Here is a 17,203-nt window from a genome sequence, read left to right on the forward strand (position 1 = left end):
CCGGCCGGGCTTCGGGCGTTGCGTCCGCTGCTCAGCTGCGGTCGGCGGGCTGGAAGCGCCGCAGGCGCAGGCTGTTGGTGACGACGAACACCGACGAGCTGGCCATCGCGGCTCCGGCGATGAGGGGGTTGAGCAGGCCGAGTGCCGCCAGGGGCAGGGCTGCGACGTTGTAGGCGAAGGCCCAGAAGAGGTTGCCCTTGATGGTGGTCAGGGTTTTGCGGGTGAGGCGGATCGCGTCTGCTGCGCCGCGCAGGTCGCCCTTGACCAGGGTGAGGTCGGCGGCGGCGATCGCCGCGTCGGTGCCGGTGCCCATCGCCAGTCCCAGGTCGGCCTGGGCGAGGGCGGCGGCGTCGTTGACGCCGTCACCGACCATTGCGACGACCTTGCCCTGGCCCTGCAGACGCTTGATCTCGGCGACCTTGTCCTCGGGGTGGACCTCGGCGATGACGGTGTCGATACCGACCTCGGCGGCCACGTGCCGGGCGGCGGCCTCGTTGTCTCCGGTGAGCAGCACCGGGGTCAGGCCGAGCGCCTTGAACCGGGCGACCGCCTCGGCGCTGGTCGCCTTGACGGTGTCGGCGACTACCAGGGCAGCCCGTACGTTCCCTTCCCAGGCGGCGAAGACGACCGTACGTCCTGCCTGTTCGGCCTGCTGCTGGGCCCGGACCAGCGCGGACGGGATCTGCAATCCCCACTGGTCGGTGAGCCAGCTCGCCCGGCCGGCCATCACCTGACGGCCGTCGACGGTCCCGGTTACGCCGCGGCCCGCATGGCCCGCGAAGTCCGTGACAGGCGCGAGGCCGCCCTGCTCCTCCTCGGCGGCATCCGCGATCGCCTTGGCGATCGGGTGCTCACTGGCGTGCTCCACCGCGCCGGCGAGACGCAGGATCTCCTCACGGCTCTCGCCTTCGGCAGCGACGACATCGGCCAGGCGCATCCGGCCCTCGGTGACGGTGCCGGTCTTGTCCAGCACGATCGTGTCGATCCGGCGCGTGGACTCCAGCACCTCGGGGCCCCGGATGAGCAGGCCGAGCTGGGCGCCCCGCCCGGTGCCGACCATCAGCGCGGTCGGCGTGGCCAGTCCGAGCGCGCACGGGCAGGCGATGATCAGCACCGCGACCGCCGCGGTCAGTGCGACCGGCGCGGGGTGGCCCAGGAGCAGCCAGGTGGCCAGCGTGCCTGCGGCCAGCAGGATCACGATCGGCACGAAGACCGCCGATATCCGGTCCGCGAGCCGCTGTACGGCCGCCTTGCCGGTCTGTGCCGCCTCCACCAGGCGGGCGATCTGTGCGAGCTTGGTGTCCGCCCCGACCCGGGAGGCGCGTACGACGATCCGGCCCCCGGCGTTGACGGTCGCGCCGGTCACCGCGTCGCCCGGGCCGACTTCCACCGGCAGTGATTCCCCGGTCAGCAGCGATTCGTCCACCGCGGAGGAACCCTCGACGACCACCCCGTCGGTCGCGATCTTCTCGCCGGGCCGTACGACGAACTCCGCCCCGACCGCCAGCTGCTCGATCGGCACCCGGACCTCTCGTCCGTCGCGCAGGACGGTGACGTCCTTGGCGCCGAGGTCCATCAAGGCCCGGATCGCGTCCCCGGCGCGCCTGCGGGCGCGGGCCTCGAAGTAGCGGCCGGCCAGGATGAACGCGGTCAGGGCCGCGGCCACCTCCAGATACAGCTCCGCCGGTCCGCCGTGCTCGCCCGAGCGGGGCAGGAGCGAGACCTCCATGCGCATCCCGGGTTCACCCGCGCCGCCGAGGAACAGCGCGTACACGCTCCACACCCATGCCGCCAGCACTCCCAGGGAGACCAGGGTGTCCATGGTGACCGCCCGGTGGCGCAGGTTCAGCGCGGCAGCGCGGTGGAAGGGCCAGGCTCCCCACAGTGCGACAGGTGAGGCCAGGGCGAAGGCGAGCCACTGCCAGAACCGGAACTGGGTGGCGGGCACCATCGACAGCACTACCACCGGCACGGTCAGCACCGCTGATGCCAGCAGCCGGTCCCGCAGCGCCCGCACGTGGCGCTCCTCCTCGTCAACGACCGCGCCCGCTTCAGCGGAGGTGGAGGGGGTGGGCGGCTCGGGGAGCGAGGCGCCGTATCCGGTCGCCTTGACCACGTCGATCAATTCCTGCGCGGTCACGCCATCGCCGTACGAGACGCGTGCGCCGGCGGTGGCGAAGTTCACCGACGCGCTCACGCCAGGCAGCTTGTTCAGCTTCTTCTCGATGCGGGCCGCGCACGAAGCGCAGGTCATGCCGGTGATCGCCAGGTCGACGGTGTTCGCTGGCTCGATCAGGCCGGGTACCTCGCCGGCCATATCGGTAGTGGTGGTCATGGGTTGCTCGTCTCTGAGTTCACGGGGTTCAGTTCCAGCGGGCGGTAGCGAGGGGTGTGACGACGGCGAAGCCCTGGCCGGGTGCGGGGGACAGGCTCAGCCGGCGCCCGTACAGGCGGCGCAGGACGTCAGGCGGCTGGTGGTAGCAGAAGACCGATGCCCCGGCACCGACGATGGCCGGGGTGTCGACGAACAGGGGAAGCTCGGCGAGGAAGTAGCGCACCGCGCACTCGACCTGCTGCTCGCTCGGTCTCGAGCCCTCGGGCAGCTTGCCGGACAGCACCCAGACGGCGGCCTCCCGGCAGGCATCCCCGAACGCCTCATCGACTTCGTACAGCTCGCGACATCGGTCGTGCAGCTGCGCGAAGGCGGCGTTGCCTTCCAGCTCGGCCCAGCCGAGGATCCGGTCCTCGGGGTCCGCCACACCCAGGCCGGTCAGCGCGGTACAGATCTTGTTCCGGGTGTACTGGCCCTGCCGGCGCGCCTTCCACGCCGCCCGCTCGGGCGAATACCCCAGCGCCTCGAAGGTGAAGGCGCTCGGCGCGTCGGGGACGAAGAAGTCCACCCGGGCGAACCTCTCCCGCCCCCAGGCGGCCAGAGCGCGGATCCGCTCGGTGGAGAAGTAGCTGTTGAACGGGCTGATCCCGATGCACGCGTGCTCGGCGCGCGCCACCACGTCACCGCACTGGGGACTCATCGGTGTGAGTTCCAAGGCCGACAGGGCCTTGCCTCCTCGCTGGGTGTTCATGCCTGGACCGTAAAACCTTGTCCTTAGGGCAAGGTCAAGCGCACAATGGTGACATTCCCCGATCCGAGGAGACCGCCGTCATGCTCACCGTCGGCCGCGTTGCCAAGCAGGCAGGGCTGAGCCCCAAAGCCGTGCGCCTCTACGAGGCCAACGGCCTGATCGCCGAGGCGGAGCGCACTCCCGCCGGATACCGCGCGTACTCCGAGCAGGCTCTCCCGGAACTCCACTTCATCCGGCAGGCTCAGGCCCTGGGCCTCAGCCTGAAGGAGATCAAGCGCATCCTCGACCTGCAACGCCAGGGGGAGCAGCCCTGCGCCCTGGTCACGGACCTCCTCGACGAACACCTCACCGAGATCGACCAGCGCATCGCCGACCTGACCGCCTTGCGCGAAACCCTCCAGAACGCCCGCGACCGCGCCGGCCAGGCCGCCGGACGCGGCGAGCCCGGCGTCATCTGCCACATCATCGAAGACACCCCGGCCGCACCGGCAGGGGCGTAGCGCCGACGCCCTGTGAATCTGGGCGAATGATCGGGTTCACATGTTTTCGATTGATCCTATTTCGATGACGCACCATGTGGGGTGCGTGGCGATCGAGAGCCGGTGAAGTAAGGGCTCTGACCTGTGGTTTTGTGGGCCCTCGGTATGTGCGGTGTGGGCTTACGGGCGATGCCCCGCCCCGGCACCTCCCGCGCCGGGGCGGCCGTGATGGCCCATGTCAGGTTCCCGTCGGGCGGGTTGAGTCGGTCTTTCGTGCCGTCAGCAGCGGCTTCAGGCTGAGCAGCGCGCCGACGATGAAGACGGCGGTGGCCAGGTAGATCAGGCCGAGGTGGCCGATCGTGTCGAAGTGGAAGGGGTAGTGGGCGGGCAGTGCGACGGCGAGGCCGAGGACGGGCGCCGCGACGGCGGTGACCCACGCCCACAGGTGGCCGTGGCGCACGCCGAACCAAGCCAGGGCCGCGACGGCGAGGCCGGTTGCCGCGATGAATCCGGAGACGGCGATGTGCAGGTGCGAGATGTAGTCGTACAGCTCGGGGCTGAATGCTCGGATCTGGGTCTTGCCGACGTCGACCTGCGCTCGTCCGATGCCGAGTTCGAGGAAGGAGTCGGTGAAGTCGCGGATGAAGAAGATGACCGCGTAGCCGATGAACGCCAGGCCGGCGAGGGCCATGAGGGCGGATCCTGCTCGGAGGGTGCCCGTCGCCCTGTCGGTCTCGGTCCTGGTGTGGCGGTGGGTGAGGGTGGTCATGACGTGCCTCCTGGCACGCGCCGCGGTCCTGCGGACCGCGGGAGGGGCTCAGCGGTCCGGCTTGACCGCCAGCAGAGAGATGCTCTTGACGCCGTACCGGGCGCTGGCCCGGCGGGCTTGGCCGGAGAGGAACTCGTAGGCGTTGCCGCGGAGTTCCTTGACTCGCAGGCCGGCGTTCTCGATGGCCTGCCGGTACGTGGTCTCGTGGGCGGCGCCGCCGATGCACGAGGCCCAGAGGCCGGCGTCGCAGACGATGGCCTCGGTCAGCGGCTGTTCGGTGACGATGTCGGCGAGGGCGAGGCGGCCCCCCGGGCGGAGGACGCGTGCCGCTTCCGCGAAGACCCGTTCCTTGTCGGCGGAGAGGTTGATGACGCCGTTGGAGATCGCGCAGTCGAAGCCGGCGTCCTCGGCGGGCAGTGACTCGATGCGGCCCTCGCGGAACTCGACCTGTTCGAAGCCGCCGGCCTCGGCGAGTCGCCGGGCCTTGTCCAGCTGGGCGGGTGTGAAGTCGACGCCGACGACCCGTCCCGAGGCTGCGACCTGTTGCGCGGCGCAGAAGGAGTCGGTGCCGGAGCCGCTGCCGAGGTCGATGACGTACTCGCCCTCGCCGAGTGCGGCCAGGTCGAGGAAGTATCCGACCCCGGCGAAGGACTCGACGGCCCCGGCCGGAACCCGGTCCAGCAGGTCGGCGGGATAGCCCAGGCGACCGGCCAGGTCACGGCCCATCTCGAAGTGGTAGGAGCCGTGTGGCTCCTGCGCCACCAGGCGGTACAGAGCCCGGACCTTCTCTTCCAGGTCCAGAGCATTCACGGTGGCCATGGCATTCGCCTTCTTCCGGCAGAGCTGGTTCCTGTGAGTACGAGGACGGTGCCGGGGCCTGGATTATTGCCCGCACCGAAAATCGGGATGGAACGCAATAAAATAGCCACTGGGGTCGTCCCAAGGTGCGTGCTGTCCATGCAGGAGATTCGGACCGGAAGGGCGGAGGAGTTCCGCGTCCTCGCGCGCGAGCAGCTCCCTCGCCTCTATTCGATCGCCCGGGCCCTCGTCGGCGAGGACGCCGAGGACGCGGTGCAGGATTGCCTGCTCAAGGCGTTCCAGGGGTACGGACAGCTCCACGACGCCGCCGCCGGCCCCGCGTGGCTGCGCAAGATCCTCGTCAACTGCTGCCGTGACCTCGGCCGCACGAGGGCGCGGCAGCCCGTGCAGGTCGATTTCGACGAGGCGGAGAACTTCTCCCTGTACCGGAAGATCGCCTATGAGGATCCGTTTCCGTATTCGGACTCGCTGCATCTCGACTTCCTCGCCGAGTTCGGGAACGAGGACGTGAGAGCGGTGCTGATGAGGCTCCCCGAGCTCTACCGGGTCCCGCTCGTCCTGGTCCACATGGAGGGATTCCTCGCGAGGGAGGTCGCGGCCATGCTGGACGCGCCGCTCGGAACCGTGCTGGCCCGGCTGCACCGCGGGCGCAAGCTGTTCGAGATGCAGCTGTGGGCGTACGCGGAGGAGAACGGGCTGCTGAAAGAGGGTGCGTCGCGTTGATCACCTGTTCCGAGGCCACCAAGCGGCTCTGGGAGTACCTCGACGCCACGCTCGGAGCGGCGGACCGTGCTGCGCTGGAGGAGCACCTGGCCAGCTGCCGACGCTGCTGCGGGGAGCTGGAGTTCGCCGAGGAACTCCGGCGGTTCCTGGCCGCATCCGGCCGCGAGGAGATTCCGGACGACGTCCTGCGGCGCCTGAACCTCACCCTCGAGGAGTTGGAGCCATGACGAGGGACCTCATGCACGGCGCCGAGGTGAAAGAGCTGGTCCGCGCCGCGTACCGGAACGTGCCCCCGACCACCGCCGCCGTGGCCCGCCGGCTGTACAGCGCCGACGAGCTGGCCGACATGCCACGGTCCGCGATCGACCGATCGCTCGGCGTGGCCAATCATCTCCGCTTCGCCGGCATCCGGCCCGGCGAGCGCGTCCTCGACATCGGGTGCGGCGGCGGCATCGACACGATCCTCGCTGCCCGCCGCACCGGCGCCTCCGGCCGCGTGATCGCGCTCGACTTCCTCCCCGAGATGCTCGCGCGCACCGCGAACGCCGCGTCCGAGGCAGGTCTCGGGAACGTCGACCTGCTGGAGGGCGAGATGGAAGACATCCCGCTGCCCGACGCCACGGTCGACCTGATCATCTCCAACGGCGTGGTCAACCTCTCCCCGAGGAAGTCGCGGGTGATGGCCGAATGCGCCCGCGTCCTGCGGCCCGGCGGACGGCTGTGCGTGTCGGACCTGACCGTCGGGCAGGACGACCTCCCGCCGGAGATCCTCACGCAGCCGGCCGCCTGGGCGGGCTGCGTCGCCGGCGCGCTCTCGGAGCCCGCCTTCGTGCGGAAGCTGGAGAAGGTCGGTTTCCGGGACGTCGAGGTGGTGCACCGGGAGGCGCTGAGTGTCGATGACTGCGCGCTGTATCCCCTGTTCACTCCGGCCGTGATCCGCCTCATGAGGGAGTTGCTCCCGCCCGCCCGGCAGCGAGTGGTGGCCGTGTCGATCGTTGTCAGAGCCAACCGCCCGGAGGCGGAGTCGGTGGTTGGTCCGCCAGATGCTCCCTGATGCCCCGTACGACGGTCAGTCGCGCCATATCAAGGGCGGTACCCGGGTCGGGCAGATGGGCTCTTCAGTCAGGGCCGCTCCAGTCGAAGGGGAAGTACTTGCTCGACTTCCCGGTGCGTTCCCAGGAGAAGCCGAACGCGTCGGCGCGGTCGGCGGTGGCCCGCCCCCACGTGGCGATCTGGCCCGGCCCCACCTCGGAGCCCGGGGAGTTGAGGACCTGGACGCGTGCGCCGTTCGGGGTGGTCGGGCCGGTGAGCGCCTCGGCGGCCGCCGTGACACGGCCCGGGATCTCGGCTCGCCACGTGGCGAGGTCCTCGTCGATCTCCACGTGGATCGGGACGACGTCCATGCCCCGCATCTCGGGGTGGAACATCGCCCCGAACTCCGCCGGCCATCCGCCCGCCTCACCGCCGAAGACGGTCCCGAGCGCGGCCCGCTGCTGATCGTCGGCACGCTCGTCCAGGAAGACCGCGGCGTACGGTTCGGTATGCGTGCCGGCCCACGGGTTGCCCTCGAACGACCCGAGCATCAGGACGTTGAGATCGTCGAGCCGTACGTCCCCGAAGTTGCCTTCCCGGATGTGCCAGACCATGACGCCTTCGCAGTCGCCGTAGGTCGGGGGCTGCGCGAACGTGCACGGGCACGGAATCGCGCACTTGCATACGTCGAACCAGTCGCCGGCCAGATGCCAGCGCGTGCCGGTGGCGGCCTGCTGCGTCATGTCGCTTCCTCCAGCCGAGCTACGAGAAGCTCACTCGGAGTGGCGAGACCGTGTGCCCCGAGCCCGTTCCCGGGTTCGGAGAACGGTCTCCCCTCCAGCTTGCACCTCGTGACCCGGGCGGGGAACCCCGATGTCTACGGTGCACCACGGCGCCGAGCCTCTACACGAGGGACCGGGGCCGGGTGGCGGCTCCTCAAGCAGGTCCGGTCCGGCCGCGGGCATCCGGAGCGGGCCTCATGCCGGGCGGGCGGGCTCGGCTGCCGCGGTCAGCAGTCCGACCGCGCGGTCGATGTCGGCGGTCGTCGTCCAGCGGCCGAGGGAGAGGCGGAGCGCCGAGAGGCTGCGGGCCGGGTCGAAGCCCATCGCGCTGAGGACCGGTGAGGGGGTGCGGGCACCGCTGTGGCACGCCGAGCCGGTGGAGGCGGCGATCCCCGTGACTGCCGCGAGGAGTTCGTGGCCTCGTACGCCGTCGATGCTGATGTTCAGAGTGTTGGGAAGGCGGTTTTCGTAGGGGCCGTTGAGGCGGACCCGGCCGGGTAGACCGTCGGCCAGCCCGTCGTGCAGGCGGTCGCGCAGCACGGCGACGCGGTCGTGCGTGGTGTCGGCCAGTTCCTCGGCGGCGAGTTGGGTGGCGGCCCCCAGGGCGACGGCGAGGGCGACGTTCTCGGTGCCGGCCCGCAGGCCGCGCTCCTGGCCGCCGCCGTAGACGAGGGGTTCGAGGGTCACTCCCGTGCGTACGTAGAGGGCGGCGATGCCCTTCGGGGCGTACATCTTGTGGCCGACGACCGTCATGAGGTCGATGCCCGACGCGATGACGTCCAGCGGGATCTTGCCTGCTGCTTGCGCGGCGTCGCAGTGGAACAGCGCGCCATGGTCCCGGGTGATGCGGGCCAGCTCGGCGACCGGCTGGAGGGCGCCGGTCTCGTTGTTCGCGGCCATCACCGAGACGAGCACGGTGCGGGGGGTGAACGCGGCGGTCAGGTCCTGCGGATCCACCAGGCCGTGCCGGTCCACGGGCAGGTACGTCACCTCGGTGCCGTGCAGGCGTTCCAGGGCGCGGCACGTCTCCAGCACAGCAGGATGCTCGGTGATCTGGGTGATGACGTGGGGCCGGTCGGTCGCGGCCGCGAGCACGGCACCGCGGATCGCGAGGTTGTCGGCTTCCGAGCCGGAGCCGGTGAACACGATCTCGTCGGCGCGGGCGCCGATGAGTGCGGCGGCCTGGCGGCGGGCGCGCTCGAGTGCCCGCTTGGGCTCGGCGCCGTACGCGTGCCCGCTGGAGGGATTGCCGAACCACTGTGCCAGGTACGGTTCCATGGCTGCGGTGACCCTCGGATCGACCGGGGTCGTGGCGTTGTAGTCCAGATACAGCGGGCCGTCGGCGAAGGCGGGATGGGCAGGGATCACGCGGCGGCCCCGCTCTCCGTCGGCAGCTCGGCCAGCCGCCATTCCAACATGCCGTCGGTCAGCCGTACGGCGCGGCGGCCTCGGGCGTTCAGAAGCCGTACGGCGTCGTGGGCCATGACGCAGTATTCGCCCCGGCAGTAGGCGACGACCTCGGTATCCGCCGGCAGTTCCGCGACGCGGTCGGCGAGTTCCTCGAGGGGGATGGAAACGGCGCCGGGGATGTGGCCCGCCGAGTACTCCGCAGCAGGACGTACGTCCAGAACCACCACTTCGCCGGCCTTCGCACGGGTGAGTAGTTCCTCGCGTCCGACGGCCTCCGGCTGATCGACCCCGAGGTAGGCGGTACGGGCGGCCTCGACGCCTGCCTGGTGGGTCTGCGCGACCTTGCGGAGCAGGGCGTAGAGGGCGGCGACGTCGTCTCCGGCCAAGCGGTAGTGGATGCGTACCCCCTCGCGGCGGGTGGTGACCAGTCCGGCCTGCTTGAGGGTCTGCAGATGTGCGGACGCAGTGGTCAGATTCAGCCCTGAGGCCTTCGCCAGAGCGTCGACCGTCCGCTCGCCCTGCGCCAGCAGGTCGAGCAGTTCCAGACGCTTTCCACTGCTCAGCGCCTTGCCCGTGTGGGCGAAGGCGTCGTACAGCGCCGACTTCCGTGCGGCATCTCCCATGGCATCCTCCATAAATCCATGGAATATTGTATCCATGGATGGGTGCTCAGACCACTCGGCGCCTACCGTGACATGTGGAGGACCTCATGGGGTTCGTCGACGATCATCTGATACCGCTGGTCGACCAGGGCATGGGCAACAGCGCCTACCTCGTCGACCTCGGCGACGGCCGCGCCCTGGCCGTGGACGCGAGCCGCGACCTGCGTGCCCTGAACGCGGCGGCGCAGCGTCGGGGTCTCAGGGTCGCCTACGCGGCCGACACGCACCTGCATGCTGACTTCCTTTCCGGCGCCCTCCAGCTCGGCCACGACCAAGGCGCCACTGTGCTGGCCTCCGCAGCCGGACGCCGCACCTTTGACCACCAGGGGCTCGCCGACGCCGACGAGGTCGACCTCGGTGGGCTCACCCTGCGCGCGCTGGCCACCCCCGGCCACACCGACGAGCACCTGTCCTTCCTCCTCCTGGACGGCTCCCGACCGCTGGGCGTGTTCACCGGCGGCTCGCTGATAGTGAACTCCGCCGCCCGCACCGACCTCCTCGGAGCCGGCCGTACCGAGGAACTCGCCCGCGCCCAGTACCGCTCGCTGAAGCGGCTCGCCACGCTGCCCGATGCGACTGCGGTGTGGCCCACCCATGGAGCGGGCTCCTTCTGCTCCGCCCCGCCCGGCACCGAGCGCACCACCACCATCGGCGCGCAAAAGCAGGCCAACCCGCTGCTTGCCGCACCCGACGAGGACAGCTTCGTGTCCCGGCTGATCGCCAGCCTTGGCACCTATCCCGCGTACTTCGACCGGCTAGGCGAGATCAACCGGCGCGGCCCGGAAGTCCTGACGGCCAGCCCGCTGCTGGCTGCACTGTCCGCCGATCAGGTGCGGGCCCTGATCGCCGACGGCGGTCACGTCGTCGACGCACGGCCCGCCGCCGACTACGCCGCCGGCCACATCCCCGGCTCCCTGTCCATCCCGCTGCGCGGCCAGTTCGCCACCTGGCTCGGCTGGCTCCTGCCTGACACCGCCCCCCTCGCCTTCGTCGTGAACGACGACCAGGACCTGAGCGAGATCGTCTGGCAGGCATACAAGATCGGCCACGAACGCCTCGGTGGCCGCCTCGCGGGCGGGATGAGCGCATGGCTCGCCGATGGCAACCCGCAGACCACGACCGCGTTCGTCACCGCCGACCACGCCGCAGGCCGCCCTTACGTCGACGTCCGCCAGGAATCCGAGTTCGCCAGCGGGCACGTCCCCGGCGCGGTACACATCGAGCTCGGCAGCCTGACGGCCGTCGCCGCCGACGCCCCGCAGGGTGCGGTCGTGGCCTGCGGGCACGGCGAGCGTGCCATGACCGCCGCCAGCCTCCTGGAACGCGCCGGCCGCACCGACATCGCCGTCCTGGACGGCGGACCCGCCGAGTACGCCGCCGCCCACGGAGGGCAGCTCGCCGAGGGCGACTCGTGAACAACGCCACTGCCCCGACGGCCGGCACCCAAAGCCGCCCCGCCCAGCTCGGTCTGCGGGAGAACTGGCTCCAGTTCACCCTGCTCGTTATCGTCAACATCTGCGTCGGCGGCCTGGTCGGCCTCGAACGCACCACCGTCCCGCTCATCGGCTCCGAGACGTTCGGCCTGACCAGCGACCTGGCCGTCTTCTCCTTCATCATCGCCTTCGGCCTGACGAAGGCCCTCACCAACCTCGCCGCCGGCGCCCTCACCGCCCGCTTCCGACGCAAACAACTCCTCGTGGCGGGCTGGCTGATCGGCGTCCCCGTCCCCCTCGCGCTCGCGTACGCGCCGTCGTGGGGCTGGATCGTCGCCGCCAACGTCCTGCTCGGCCTGAACCAGGGTCTGACCTGGTCGATGACCGTCAACATGAAGATCGACCTTGTGGGCCCCACACGCCGTGGCCTGGCCACCGGCCTCAACGAAGCCGCCGGCTACACCGCGGTCGGCGTCACCGCCCTGCTCACCGGCTACCTCGCCACCAGCTACGGCCTGCGCCCGATCCCCCAGCTCATTGGCGTCGTCTTCGTCGTCGGCGGCCTCGCCCTCTCCCTCGTCGTCCGCGACACCGCCGCCCACGTAGCCCTCGAACTCGCCCACCACGCCAAGCCCCTGCCCGCCGGAGAAGACACCGGCCTGAAGGCCACCTTCGCCCGCACCTCCTGGCGCAACCGCTCCCTGCGCGGATCCAGCCAGGCCGGCCTGGTCAACAACCTCAACGACGGTCTCACCTGGGGCGTCTTCCCCCTGCTCTTCACCGACCACGGCCTCGGGCTGGCCGCCGTCGGCCTGATCAAAGGCCTCTACCCGATCCTGTGGGGCCTTGGGCAGATCCCCACCGGACACCTCGCCGACCGCATCGGCCGCAAACCGCTCATCGTCTACGGCATGCTCGTCCAGGCCGCCGGCTTCGTCCTCGCCCTCACCCTGCTCGACCGGCCCCTGCTCGCCGGCGTCCTGTCCGCCGTCGCACTCGGCCTGGGGACCGCCATGGTCTACCCGGCCCTGATCGCATCGGTCTCCGACCACGCCCACCCGGCCTGGAGGGCCAACGCGCTCGGCACGTACCGGTTCTGGCGCGACATCGGTTACGCCGTAGGTGCCTTGGTCGCCGGTATCCTCGCCGACGCCTTTGGCCTCGATGCGACGGTCATCGCGGCCGCCGCCCTGACCGCCGCCTCCGGGCTCCTCGCCGCCCGCTGGATCACGGAACAGCGGCCCGACACCCGCTGAACGACCAGCCTGGCCTGCCCCAGCCGCTACCGGGACAGGCTCTGGGTCACCCGCCACAACCGCCGCGGCAGCTCGCCCTCCTCGAAGGCGTGGACCTCCTCCAGGCTCCAGCCGTCGGCGAGGGCTTCGACCAGGGCCTGGTCGAAGAAGTGCACGGCGAACCCGCCGTGCTCGAAGATCCCGTCCCCATGGGGGGCGCCGGCGCCGTAGTGGGCGTCGCCGGTGTGCCGGACCGTGTAGACGAAGACACCGCCAGGACGCAGGACCCGGCGGACCTCGCCCACCAGCGCGTGGATCTCTCGTGTGGACAGGGCCATGCACAGCAACATGTGCGCGAACACCGCATCGACCGAGGCGTCCGTCAGGGGCAGTGGCTCCCGGACGTCGTGCACCGCCGCAGTGACCCGCCCGTCGACGCCCCGGGCCTGTGCGGCACGGCGCAGCTGCTCCACGCCGGTGGCGGAGAAGTCCGCGGCCTGCACGGCAAAACCCTCGGCCGCGAAGTGCAGGGCATCGCGGCCGTGGCCCGCACCCAGTTCCAGCACATCGCGAGCCCCAGCGGCGGCGAACACCTCGGCGGCGTGGACCGCAGGTGCCGATGGCTCCTCGCCGTACATCTCCGGGTGCGCGGTGTACGTGCTCTGCCAGTGCGCCTTCTGCACCTCGGCCAGATCCTGCCTGATGGACCTCATGCCCCTCGTCCTCTCCTGTTCTCACCGGGAGGGTACGGGCGGCGGCCCAGCTCCCCTAATCCACGATTTCCTGAATTCAGGATGAGCTGTACTGTTGTGCTGTGCTGACCGTTGCTTCCGACATCGACGTGCTGGCCCGGTTCGGCCGCGCGCTCGCCGACCCGATCCGCTGCCGGATCCTGCTCGCTCTGCGACAGGAGCCCGCCTATCCGGCCGACCTCGCCGAAGCGCTCGGCGTTTCACGCACCCGGCTCTCGAACCACCTGGCCTGCCTGCGCGACTGCGGGCTGGTGGTGACCGTTCCCGACGGGAGGCGCACCTGGTACGAGCTGGCCGACGACCGGCTCGGCCACGCCCTGGACCACCTGCTCGCCACCGTGGTTGCGGTCGAGGCGGACAAGACCTGCCCCGACGCCGCCACGAAGGGCTGCTGCTGATGATGTCCATACCCCTGGGGCCGTCACCGGCCCGCCGCGAAGTGCTGGCCCGCCGGATCCGCCTCCTGGTGGCCGCGACGATCACCTACAACGTGATCGAGGCGATCGTCGCCATCACCGCGGGCGCCGCCGCTTCCTCCACGGCTCTGATCGGCTTCGGTCTTGACTCCGTCATCGAGGTCTCCTCCGCCGCCGCGGTCGCCTGGCAGTTCTCCGCCACCGACCACGCAGTCCGCGAAGCCCGCGAGAAGACCACGCTGCGGATCATCGCGGTCTCGTTCTTCGTCCTCGCCGTCTACGTGACCGTCGACGCCGCACGGGCGTTGACCGGCACCGGCGAAGCCGACCGCTCGATCACAGGCATCGCACTGGCCGCACTCTCCCTGGCTGTGATGCCGTTCCTGTCGGCCGCGCAGCGCCGCGCCGGCCGAGAACTCGGCTCGGCCTCCGCAGTCGCGGACTCCAAGCAGACCCTGCTGTGCACGTACCTCTCGGCCGTGCTCCTCGCCGGCCTCATCCTCAACGCCACCCTCGGCTGGTCTTGGGCCGACCCGATCGCCGCCCTCGTCATCGCCGCCATCGCCCTCAAGGAGGGCCGTGACGCATGGCAGGGCAAGGGCTGCTGCGCCGTACCCGCAACCACTGCCACAGCCGGATCCGCGTCGGAGGCGGATGCGTGCGGTTGCCGGGCGGGGTGCTCCTGTTGCTGAGCATCAACGCGCGGCATCGGCGGCAGGAGGCGTATCCAGAGCAGGCCGGAACGCGGCGGGACGGTCGGGTGGACGGCGACTGCCTGGTGCGCGCAGGCGACGTGATCCGCTCGTCCCGGGCTGCATGGAGAGACGAGGCTTGGTCCGCCACTGGTCCGGAAGTGGCGCCTGAGACGCAATAGAGATCACTCAAGGCTTCGTAGCGCTTACGGGGAGTGTCTGGAGTGGGTGCTGCCCGGAGAGAGCAACACCCATCCCAGACAACGGACTTCACTGCTTAGAAGAAGCCGAGCTTCTTCGGGGAGTAGCTGACCAAAACGTTTTTGGTCTCCTGGTGGTACAGCAGATGTACCCGTGCTGACCTGGGAAAACGGTGCTTCGTAAGGCTCTCGGGCGGGGGTTGGTCCGGGAATGGTCCGGATCTTGGTACCCGCTGGCCCGGGCGGTAGGGGTCGGTCATGAGCGAGAAGTCGTGGGAGCAATCGGGAGCAGGGAGGGCCCTCCCGCGGGTGTCCCGTCCTATCGGCTACGGACGGTGGTCGTCGCAGAGCCATCCGGCGGGATAGAGACGAGCGGGCGCCCCGCATGGTTGTACCCCAGCCCCGCACTTGCCCCGGTAGGCGATCGGCGGTGCCCCCTTCACCGCAGGCCTTGTGCTCGGGACGGACTCCGGCGACCGGGGCGCCGGGATGTAGGGGAGCGGCGCAGTCTCGTGGTCCGACGCGGCCGGCGGCCGGACGCGGCACGTCGGGTCGCCGTCCTCCATAGGACGCCGTACCTGACGTTGCCTCGGCATGACGGCAGGCGGTTCGCCCGATGTCGCGTCGAGGTACGCAGTGTGATCGGCAGTGGGGGTCCAGAACTCGAACGCCGTCCGCTTCACCTTGACGATCGCTCGTACGTAAAGCCCGGAGGCGGCATCTCGGATGAATTCGTCGAAGGGGCGTTCCGCAGGTCGCGTGGTCGGATGCCAGCCTCCGCATTTCCCTGTCCGCTTCTTCGGACACGGCCCCGGGAACCGCTCGTCGCACTTGGCGAGTTCGATGCGTCGGATACCACCGCGGAGCGGGATGGGGGCGCCCCGCTTCATGATCAGTTCCAAGGGGACGCGGTCGGTACGCAACCACGGCACCGTCGTGTCCCGCGCCATGTCCTGGCTGTCCGTCTGCCATGCGTCCAGCACGCCGGCCCGTCGGGCCGCCACGTCCCGTGCTTGAATCTCACGCGGGTTGCGCGGGGACAGTTGTGACTCGAAACCGAGGAGTACCCCGTCCACACCATGGATCAGGACGTCGCTGCGGACTGCGTGGTCCTTGCTCGATTGTTCCTGGACGGCAGCGTGCCCGCCTTCCTCTGCGGCGCGGACCGCCCGGTCTTTATACGCCTTGTGTTCGTCAGACTCTCCACCGCCGTGGTGCCGGTCCTCGGCGTCACTTTGCATGTGGGCAGCGATGACCTTGCCCAGTCGCCGGTACACCGACATCGGCTCGATGAAGCCCCGCTTCTCGCATACCTCCGCGCACGTGAGGCCGCGGCGTTGTACGGGCAACCGGCGGTCATTGAGCAGCTGTTCGAGCAGTGCAGCGCCGCCGGCCACTCCGAGGTCCGGTTTCGTCAGATCCAGTCGTTGGTCGAATCCTGCCAGTCGCACGTACCGGTTGGGCATGCTGGCCTCCGCTCGCCACACGGCCACGATGGGCCGCCGCACCGATCGTGACAGGGCCCACTGACAACCGCGCGCGCTCTCTGGCTGCTGGTCTGTCGCCAGCGGACATCGCGCATGGGCGAGGGTCGAACGCGGTCCGAGCCGCGTGAGTTCCCTATGCGCTGTCGAGTTCGCGTGGTCAAAAACCGGCTCGCTGCTGGTTCCTTTTTCGGTCGCGGGCGTACCGGATGAAGCTGATGTACAGGAGTTTGATGCCGAAAGAGGGGATCACGATTCCAGCAATGATCCATGTAGTTCCCCACCAGCCTCGATCGCCATCGGGGTCCATGATCGGAAGCCATAGAAAATTACTGGCAATGAGGATCAGCCAGTTGCCGGTCTCTTTTGGTTTCCGTCCCGCCCTCAACTCAAAGAAGATCGTGAGGGCCATGAGGAACATGAAAGAATAGAGACCCAGAACCCACGGGACGGGGTTGAGGTCTGTGGATCCCTCAATGAAGCGGATCTGCCGGGGCCACTCCCATGCCATGATCAAGACTAGGGCTTGGATCGGGATGGACCGCCGCAAGTCTCGCGCGATCACCTGAAGTCGTTCCTCATGGCGAAGGGCGAAGTCGGCCATCCCTTCGAAGAGAGGGTTGGGTGCAGTTTCGGGATCCAGCCCTTGTCGCGCGCGAACAGCCTCGGTAAAAGCGTCTTCCTCGTTCGCTGCGCGAATGCGCATCCGCGCATCGCCCGCGTAGGATGAGATTTCTGAATGGAATCCATCAACGGTGTCCCCGTTGAGTTGGGCCGCGTTTGCTACTTGCACCCAGCCGGGGCTTTCTTTGGTGGATCGTAACCGTTCGGTGAGATTGACCCAGAACAGCTCTTTCTTCTTCATGTCGTACACGACGCCAACGATAGGGATCCGGCTCTGCCGCCAGTCGTCGAAGTGGTCTTCTACGGGGATCGCATATCCATTGGCTCGCTTGTACTTTTTTCCGCTCTTTACTTGGATGGCGATCCAGCAGCCCGTTCGCTTCCCGCCCCGCGTAAAGTTCACGATCATGTCCTCGCCGTGATCGTTTCCACCGTCGATTTCCTGAACGATGTGATCGTGTTCTTCGAGGAGTGCACGCAGGGCGTTAACGCCGGCCCGCTCAATTCTGCGGCTAGAACGTACGGTTGACACCGTTCCCCCCTTGAAAGTAGTGGGCGTCAGGATATCGGCATGCGCTGACAGCACGCCCTCGCCGAAGCGAGCGCCG

Annotated in this window: 18 protein-coding genes; 8 read left to right on the forward strand and 10 right to left on the reverse strand. The window is 69.3% G+C overall.

All coding sequences use genetic code 11. From position 1 onward, the window contains the following. Positions 1–31: 31 nt before the first annotated feature. Positions 32–2,335, reverse strand: coding sequence for a heavy metal translocating P-type ATPase (locus ACIGFK_RS14215; protein ID WP_400051830.1), 2,304 nt, complete (start codon positions 2,333–2,335; stop codon positions 32–34). A 28-nt stretch (positions 2,336–2,363) separates the two neighbouring features. Continuing rightward, positions 2,364–3,083: a tRNA-dependent cyclodipeptide synthase gene (locus tag ACIGFK_RS14220; protein WP_400051832.1), complete on the reverse strand. Its 720-nt coding sequence runs from the start codon at positions 3,081–3,083 to the stop codon at positions 2,364–2,366. An 80-nt stretch (positions 3,084–3,163) separates the two neighbouring features. Between ACIGFK_RS14220 and ACIGFK_RS14225 the strand changes: the two genes are divergently transcribed. Continuing rightward, complete coding sequence (locus ACIGFK_RS14225; protein ID WP_362463430.1) at positions 3,164–3,583, forward strand: heavy metal-responsive transcriptional regulator; 420 nt, start codon at positions 3,164–3,166, stop codon at positions 3,581–3,583. Between the two features lie 217 nt (positions 3,584–3,800). Here the strand turns inward: ACIGFK_RS14225 and ACIGFK_RS14230 are convergent, their stop codons facing one another. Next, positions 3,801–4,331 (reverse strand): hypothetical protein, encoded by a 531-nt coding sequence (locus ACIGFK_RS14230; RefSeq protein ID WP_400051834.1) that lies wholly within the window; start codon positions 4,329–4,331, stop codon positions 3,801–3,803. A 48-nt stretch (positions 4,332–4,379) separates the two neighbouring features. Continuing rightward, positions 4,380–5,150 carry a methyltransferase domain-containing protein gene (locus tag ACIGFK_RS14235; RefSeq protein WP_400051835.1) on the reverse strand — a complete coding sequence of 257 codons (771 nt, stop codon included), beginning with the start codon at positions 5,148–5,150 and terminating at the stop codon, positions 4,380–4,382. Between the two features lie 138 nt (positions 5,151–5,288). On the opposite strand from ACIGFK_RS14235, the gene ACIGFK_RS14240 reads away from it, so the two are divergent. From ACIGFK_RS14240 to ACIGFK_RS14250, 3 genes are read left to right on the forward strand one after another with little or no spacing between them, the layout of a single operon-like run. After that, positions 5,289–5,873, forward strand: a complete 585-nt coding sequence (locus ACIGFK_RS14240) for a sigma-70 family RNA polymerase sigma factor (RefSeq protein ID WP_400051836.1) — start codon at positions 5,289–5,291, stop codon at positions 5,871–5,873. Beyond that, the gene (locus ACIGFK_RS14245) at positions 5,870–6,100 is read left to right on the forward strand and encodes an anti-sigma factor family protein (RefSeq protein ID WP_400051838.1); all 231 of its coding nucleotides are present in this window, start codon (positions 5,870–5,872) and stop codon (positions 6,098–6,100) included. The genes ACIGFK_RS14240 and ACIGFK_RS14245 overlap by 4 nt, the downstream gene beginning before the upstream one ends. Then, entirely contained in the window at positions 6,097–6,927 is an 831-nt protein-coding gene (locus ACIGFK_RS14250; RefSeq protein ID WP_400051840.1) for a methyltransferase domain-containing protein, read from the forward strand. The genes ACIGFK_RS14245 and ACIGFK_RS14250 overlap by 4 nt, the downstream gene beginning before the upstream one ends. A 64-nt stretch (positions 6,928–6,991) precedes the next feature. Here the strand turns inward: ACIGFK_RS14250 and ACIGFK_RS14255 are convergent, their stop codons facing one another. The 3 genes from ACIGFK_RS14255 to ACIGFK_RS14265 all read right to left on the reverse strand — a co-directional run bounded on the left by ACIGFK_RS14255 (position 6,992) and on the right by ACIGFK_RS14265 (position 9,720). Then, entirely contained in the window at positions 6,992–7,648 is a 657-nt protein-coding gene (locus ACIGFK_RS14255) for a DUF1326 domain-containing protein (protein WP_400051841.1), read from the reverse strand. 234 nt (positions 7,649–7,882) lie between these two features. Next, positions 7,883–9,055, reverse strand: coding sequence for a cysteine desulfurase family protein (locus tag ACIGFK_RS14260; RefSeq protein ID WP_400051843.1), 1,173 nt, complete (start codon positions 9,053–9,055; stop codon positions 7,883–7,885). Continuing rightward, positions 9,052–9,720: a metalloregulator ArsR/SmtB family transcription factor gene (locus ACIGFK_RS14265; protein ID WP_362463454.1), complete on the reverse strand. Its 669-nt coding sequence runs from the start codon at positions 9,718–9,720 to the stop codon at positions 9,052–9,054. Before ACIGFK_RS14265 ends, ACIGFK_RS14260 begins: the two co-directional genes overlap by 4 nt. Before the next feature lie 86 nt (positions 9,721–9,806). Between ACIGFK_RS14265 and ACIGFK_RS14270 the strand changes: the two genes are divergently transcribed. Together ACIGFK_RS14270 and ACIGFK_RS14275 are read left to right on the forward strand one after the other, a co-directional pair. After that, positions 9,807–11,174, forward strand: a complete 1,368-nt coding sequence (locus ACIGFK_RS14270) for a rhodanese-like domain-containing protein (RefSeq protein ID WP_400051845.1) — start codon at positions 9,807–9,809, stop codon at positions 11,172–11,174. Continuing rightward, positions 11,171–12,448, forward strand: coding sequence for an MFS transporter (locus ACIGFK_RS14275; protein ID WP_400051846.1), 1,278 nt, complete (start codon positions 11,171–11,173; stop codon positions 12,446–12,448). Before ACIGFK_RS14270 ends, ACIGFK_RS14275 begins: the two co-directional genes overlap by 4 nt. A 26-nt stretch (positions 12,449–12,474) precedes the next feature. Here the strand turns inward: ACIGFK_RS14275 and ACIGFK_RS14280 are convergent, their stop codons facing one another. Continuing rightward, positions 12,475–13,140 (reverse strand): class I SAM-dependent methyltransferase, encoded by a 666-nt coding sequence (locus ACIGFK_RS14280; RefSeq protein WP_400051848.1) that lies wholly within the window; start codon positions 13,138–13,140, stop codon positions 12,475–12,477. A 101-nt stretch (positions 13,141–13,241) separates the two neighbouring features. Between ACIGFK_RS14280 and ACIGFK_RS14285 the strand changes: the two genes are divergently transcribed. Beyond that, positions 13,242–13,577, forward strand: a complete 336-nt coding sequence (locus ACIGFK_RS14285) for an ArsR/SmtB family transcription factor (RefSeq protein WP_400051850.1) — start codon at positions 13,242–13,244, stop codon at positions 13,575–13,577. Beyond that, the gene (locus tag ACIGFK_RS14290; protein ID WP_400051851.1) at positions 13,577–14,287 is read left to right on the forward strand and encodes a cation transporter; all 711 of its coding nucleotides are present in this window, start codon (positions 13,577–13,579) and stop codon (positions 14,285–14,287) included. The genes ACIGFK_RS14285 and ACIGFK_RS14290 overlap by 1 nt, the downstream gene beginning before the upstream one ends. Positions 14,288–14,813: 526 nt before the next feature. Here the strand turns inward: ACIGFK_RS14290 and ACIGFK_RS14295 are convergent. Both ACIGFK_RS14295 and ACIGFK_RS14300 read right to left on the reverse strand, forming a co-directional pair. Further along, positions 14,814–15,953 carry a hypothetical protein gene (locus tag ACIGFK_RS14295; RefSeq protein WP_400051852.1) on the reverse strand — a complete coding sequence of 380 codons (1,140 nt, stop codon included), beginning with the start codon at positions 15,951–15,953 and terminating at the stop codon, positions 14,814–14,816. Between the two features lie 178 nt (positions 15,954–16,131). Continuing rightward, the gene (locus tag ACIGFK_RS14300) at positions 16,132–17,127 is read right to left on the reverse strand and encodes a DUF4365 domain-containing protein (protein ID WP_400051854.1); all 996 of its coding nucleotides are present in this window, start codon (positions 17,125–17,127) and stop codon (positions 16,132–16,134) included. Positions 17,128–17,203 lie beyond the last annotated feature (76 nt).

Source organism: Streptomyces sp. NPDC085524, assembly GCF_044541755.1.
Taxonomy (GTDB): domain Bacteria; phylum Actinomycetota; class Actinomycetes; order Streptomycetales; family Streptomycetaceae; genus Streptomyces.

Bases quoted from the DNA above. Each gene is read 5' to 3' on its own strand.
- ACIGFK_RS14225 (WP_362463430.1), top strand. From the start codon at position 3,164: ATGCTCACCGTCGGCCGCGTTGCCAAGCAGGCAGGGCTGAGCCCCAAA.
- ACIGFK_RS14230 (WP_400051834.1), bottom strand. From the start codon at position 4,331: ATGACCACCCTCACCCACCGCCACACCAGGACCGAGACCGACAGGGCG.
- ACIGFK_RS14265 (WP_362463454.1), bottom strand. From the start codon at position 9,720: ATGGGAGATGCCGCACGGAAGTCGGCGCTGTACGACGCCTTCGCCCAC.
- ACIGFK_RS14295 (WP_400051852.1), bottom strand. From the start codon at position 15,953: ATGCCCAACCGGTACGTGCGACTGGCAGGATTCGACCAACGACTGGAT.
- ACIGFK_RS14250 (WP_400051840.1), top strand. From the start codon at position 6,097: ATGACGAGGGACCTCATGCACGGCGCCGAGGTGAAAGAGCTGGTCCGC.
- ACIGFK_RS14290 (WP_400051851.1), top strand. From the start codon at position 13,577: ATGATGTCCATACCCCTGGGGCCGTCACCGGCCCGCCGCGAAGTGCTG.
- ACIGFK_RS14235 (WP_400051835.1), bottom strand. From the start codon at position 5,150: ATGGCCACCGTGAATGCTCTGGACCTGGAAGAGAAGGTCCGGGCTCTG.
- ACIGFK_RS14255 (WP_400051841.1), bottom strand. From the start codon at position 7,648: ATGACGCAGCAGGCCGCCACCGGCACGCGCTGGCATCTGGCCGGCGAC.
- ACIGFK_RS14240 (WP_400051836.1), top strand. From the start codon at position 5,289: ATGCAGGAGATTCGGACCGGAAGGGCGGAGGAGTTCCGCGTCCTCGCG.
- ACIGFK_RS14220 (WP_400051832.1), bottom strand. From the start codon at position 3,083: ATGAACACCCAGCGAGGAGGCAAGGCCCTGTCGGCCTTGGAACTCACA.
- ACIGFK_RS14280 (WP_400051848.1), bottom strand. From the start codon at position 13,140: ATGAGGTCCATCAGGCAGGATCTGGCCGAGGTGCAGAAGGCGCACTGG.
- ACIGFK_RS14215 (WP_400051830.1), bottom strand. From the start codon at position 2,335: ATGACCACCACTACCGATATGGCCGGCGAGGTACCCGGCCTGATCGAG.
- ACIGFK_RS14270 (WP_400051845.1), top strand. From the start codon at position 9,807: ATGGGGTTCGTCGACGATCATCTGATACCGCTGGTCGACCAGGGCATG.